The 3,860-nt window shown below is 65.5% G+C and carries 3 protein-coding genes and 1 other RNA gene; 1 reads left to right on the forward strand and 3 read right to left on the reverse strand.

Annotated elements, in window-relative coordinates:
- Window positions 1-104 precede the first annotated feature (104 nt).
- The 3 genes from ectB to rnpB all read right to left on the reverse strand — a co-directional run bounded on the left by ectB (window position 105) and on the right by rnpB (window position 2,617).
- Complete coding sequence (gene ectB / locus JNN06_RS13085) at window positions 105-1,367, reverse strand: diaminobutyrate--2-oxoglutarate transaminase (RefSeq protein ID WP_291240036.1); 1,263 nt, start codon at window positions 1,365-1,367, stop codon at window positions 105-107.
- A gap of 187 nt (window positions 1,368-1,554) precedes the next feature.
- Window positions 1,555-1,950, reverse strand: a complete 396-nt coding sequence (locus JNN06_RS13090) for a rhodanese-like domain-containing protein (RefSeq protein ID WP_291240037.1) — start codon at window positions 1,948-1,950, stop codon at window positions 1,555-1,557.
- Window positions 1,951-2,193: 243 nt separating this feature from the next.
- An RNA gene (gene rnpB / locus JNN06_RS13095) (RNase P RNA component class A) lies at window positions 2,194-2,617 on the reverse strand.
- Window positions 2,618-2,763: 146 nt separating this feature from the next.
- Here rnpB and JNN06_RS13100 point away from each other — a divergent pair.
- Window positions 2,764-3,729: a phosphoribosylaminoimidazolesuccinocarboxamide synthase gene (locus tag JNN06_RS13100; protein ID WP_291240038.1), complete on the forward strand. Its 966-nt coding sequence runs from the start codon at window positions 2,764-2,766 to the stop codon at window positions 3,727-3,729.
- Window positions 3,730-3,860: the final 131 nt, after the last annotated feature.

Below are 3,860 nucleotides of genomic sequence, written 5' to 3' on the forward strand. Positions count from 1 at the left end.
CTGTTCTTCCAGCGCAATCGCCAGCGCGATGTTCGAGGGGCCGAAGCCCACGCCGATCACCTCGTAAATCGGCAGGCCGGGGGGGCAGGAAATTGCCATCCATCTTACTGTGCCCCCACCGTTGCGGCGGCAACCGGGGTCAGCACCAGCTCGATGGCGGCGGTGATGATCTCGATGGCGCGGTTCAACTCCGATTGCGTCGCGGTCAGCGGCGGCAGGAGTTTCAGCACCTCATCATGCGGGCCGCAGCATTCGACGATCAGCCCGGCGGTATAGGCCAGCCGCCGCACCTCCAGCGCATCCTCGGCGCGGGGGAAGGCCAGCCCCTGCATGAAGCCGCGCCCCTTGCGGCGCAGGCCAAAGCGCGCGCCCAGAAGGTCCAGCGCCGTGGTCAGCCAATCGGCCTTCATCTCCAGCGCGGTAATGAAGGCGGTATCCTGCCAGAAGCGGCGGATGGCGGCCTCGGCGGTGACGAAGGCGTGGTTATTGCCCCGGAAGGTGCCGTTATGCTCGCCCGGTGACAGCACGTCATATTCCGGTTTCAGCAGCACCATCGACATCGGCAGGCCAAAGCCCGACAGCGATTTCGCCATCACCACGATGTCGGGCAGGATGCCCGCCCCCTCGAAGGCGAAGAACCGCCCCGAGCGGCCACAGCCCGCCTGAATGTCATCAAGGATCAGCAGCGCGCCATGGCGGCGGGCCAGGGCCTGAATCTTGCGCAGCCATTCCGGCGAGGCGGTGTTCAGCCCGCCCTCGCCCTGAATGGCCTCCAGAATGATCGCCGCCGGGGCGTCGATGCCGCTGGACGGGTCTTCCAGCAGCTGCGCCAGATAATCGGCGCTGTCCATGCCCGCCGCCGGATAGCCCTCATAGGGGGCGCGGGTCACGCCGTCGCCGATCGGATTGCCGGTGCCGCGATGGCTGCGCGAGCCGGTCAGTGCCAGCGCCCCCAGCGAACAGCCGTGGAAGGCATTGGTAAAGGCGATGACATTGCGCCGCCCCGTCGCCTTGCGGGCGATTTTCAGCGCGGCCTCCACCGCATTGGTGCCGGTGGGGCCGGTGAACATGAAGCGGTAATTCATGCCACGTGGCGCCAGAATGATGCTTTCAAAGGCCTTGCAGAAGCGCGCCTTGGCCTCGGTATGCAGATCAAGGCTCATCGCCACGCCATCCTCGCGGATGTAGTCGATCAGCGCCGCCTGCAAATGCGGCTCGTTATGGCCATAGTTCAGCGAGCCGCAGCCGCTGAGAAAATCGAGGAAAACCCGGTCCTGGGCATCATAGAGATGCGAGCCCTTGGCGCGGGCGAAATGATCGGGGAAGGCGCGACAATAGGAGGCGACATTGCTTTCAAAACTGTACATGGGCGTATCCTTGGCATGGGGTGAGGGAGGAGGCCGGTGCAGGCAAGGCGAAGGTCTGGCAAAGCGGGGCTGATCCCCGGCCAAAGCGGCCGGGGGCGAAAAGGGTGATGTCGAAGGGGAAAAGGGTGGCGGGGAGCTTACCGGGGAAGCAGGCCCCCGCCGGGCGGCCCGATCCGGTCAGATCAGATCAGCAGCCGCATTCGATGGCCGTGCCGGGGCGCGCCTCGGCGCCGGCGGTGGCGTAGCCGTCACGCTTCCACCAATCCAGACCGCCCATCAGCTCCTTGACCTTGAAGCCCAGGGTCAGCAGTTTCAGTGCGGTCTTGGTGGAGGCATTGCAGCCGATCCCGTCGCAATAGCAGGCATAGACCTTGCTCTTGTCCAGATCGGCGGTGGTGTTCACGCAGATCTCGCGATGCGGCAGGTTCACCGCGCCGGGGATATGCTCGCGGGCATAGGCGCTGGCCGAACGGCCATCAATCACCACCAGCCCCTCGTTGTTTTGCAGGGCGACATAGACATCCCACGAGTCGATCTCGTAGGCGAGTTTCTTCTGGAAGTGCAGCAACTGGTCCATATCCATGCGATCGTATCCTTCTGGTCAATTGGAAGCGCCAAGGCGGCGCGGCGGGCGGCGTCTGTCCGGGGCCGGGAGGGCGGCTTGCACCTGCTGCCCTGTTCCGGCCCCTTGTGAGAACGACGCTAGGCCCATCCGCGCCATGCTTCTATTTCCCCCATTGGGGGCCTCGGATGCGATCCCCCCATTTGAGGGGGGTGCGGATCGGAAAAATCCGGGAATGCCGATCTGGAAAATCTGGAACTGGAGGTGCGCGGACGGCCTGTAAGCCGGATTTTGTCCAAGGGGTTGCCCCCTCTGGATGACCATTCCTCTGCGCGCCGCGTTACCACGGCGCTCTAGCTGCCAACCCGGGCACTCTTGGGCTGAAGTTCCCTTGCGGAGGTCTCCGACAGCCTTGCGGCTGAACGTCGGACCTTTCCGCGCGAGGCCCCTATTCGGCATTGCTCCGGGTGGGGCTTGCCGTGCCGTCCCGGTTGCCCGGTCCGCGGTGGGCTCTTACCCCACCGTTTCACCCTTACCCCACCCGCAGCACGCTGCAATCGGGGCGGTCTGTTTTCTGTGGCGCTTTCCCTGGGGTTACCCCCGCCGGGCGTTACCCGGCACCCTTTCTTCATGGAGTCCGGACTTTCCTCGCACGCCGTGCGGCGCACGCGGTCATCCAGCCATCCGCGCCCCGCTGCCATAGGGCCGCCGGGGGCAGAGGTCAACAGGGGATGCGGCTCAGCCCTTCCTTCTCTGCCCTTCCTTCATTGACAGCCCTCCCGCCCTGCGCGATAGGCGAAGCAAACCTGAATGTTTGATGCCCCGGAGGCCCCGATGCGCGTTCTGCCCGAAGCCCGTATCCCGGAACTGCCCAACCCCTATTTCGGCAAGGTGCGTGATTGCTATGATCTGCCCGCCACGGCGGAGGTGCCGGAGGGGCGGCGCATCCTGATCTCCTCCGACCGGATTTCGGCCTTTGACCGCATTCTGGCCGCGATCCCGCACAAGGGGCAGGTGCTGACGCAAGTGGCGCGCTGGTGGTTCGACCGGACGGGGGATATTTGCGGCAATCATGTGCTGGCCTATCCGGATGCCAATGTGGTGGTCGGCAAGCGCCTGACCATCCTGCCGGTGGAAATCGTGGTGCGCGGCTATCTGGCGGGCACCACCGGCACCTCGGTGCTGACGCTTTACAAGCAGGGCCAGCGCCAGATGTATGGCCACACCCTGCCCGAGGGGTTGCGCGACAATGAGGCGCTGCCGCAAGCCATCATCACCCCCACCTCCAAGGCCTTTGACGGCGGCCATGACGAACCGCTGACGGCGGCGGAAATCGTGGACCAGGGCCTGCTGACGGCGGCGCAATGGGACGAGGTTTCGGCCAAGGCACTGGCGCTGTTTGCGCGCGGGCAGACGATGGCGGCAGAGCGCGGCCTGATCCTTGTGGATACCAAATATGAATTCGGCGTCGATCTGGAAGGCAATATCCTGATTGCCGACGAAATCCACACCCCCGATTCCAGCCGCTACTGGCTGGCCGATGGCTATGAGGCCGCGCTGAGCAGCGGCAGCCGCCCGCCCAGCTTTGACAAGGATGTGATCCGCGCCTGGGTCGCCGCGCGCTGCGACCCTTACAAGGACGCCATCCCCGAAATCCCCGCCGAGATGATCGCCCAGACCAGCGCCGTCTATATTCAGGCTTTCGAGGCGATCACGGGGGAGACCTTCGTGCCCGACCTGTCGGGCGAGACGGTGCTGGACCGCGTGCGCACCAATCTGGCCCCGTATTTCGCCGGGTAAGCCGCGCGGGGGGGGGGGGGGGGGGGGGCCCCCCCCCCCCCGCGGGCGCGCCGGAAGGAGAGTGGGGTGTTGGTGTGGGGAGGAGGGCGAGGGGGGGGGACACGACAGAGAGAGTATGGGGTGTGGAGGAT

It is taken from the genome of Gemmobacter sp., assembly GCF_016792925.1.
Classification (GTDB): domain Bacteria; phylum Pseudomonadota; class Alphaproteobacteria; order Rhodobacterales; family Rhodobacteraceae; genus Gemmobacter.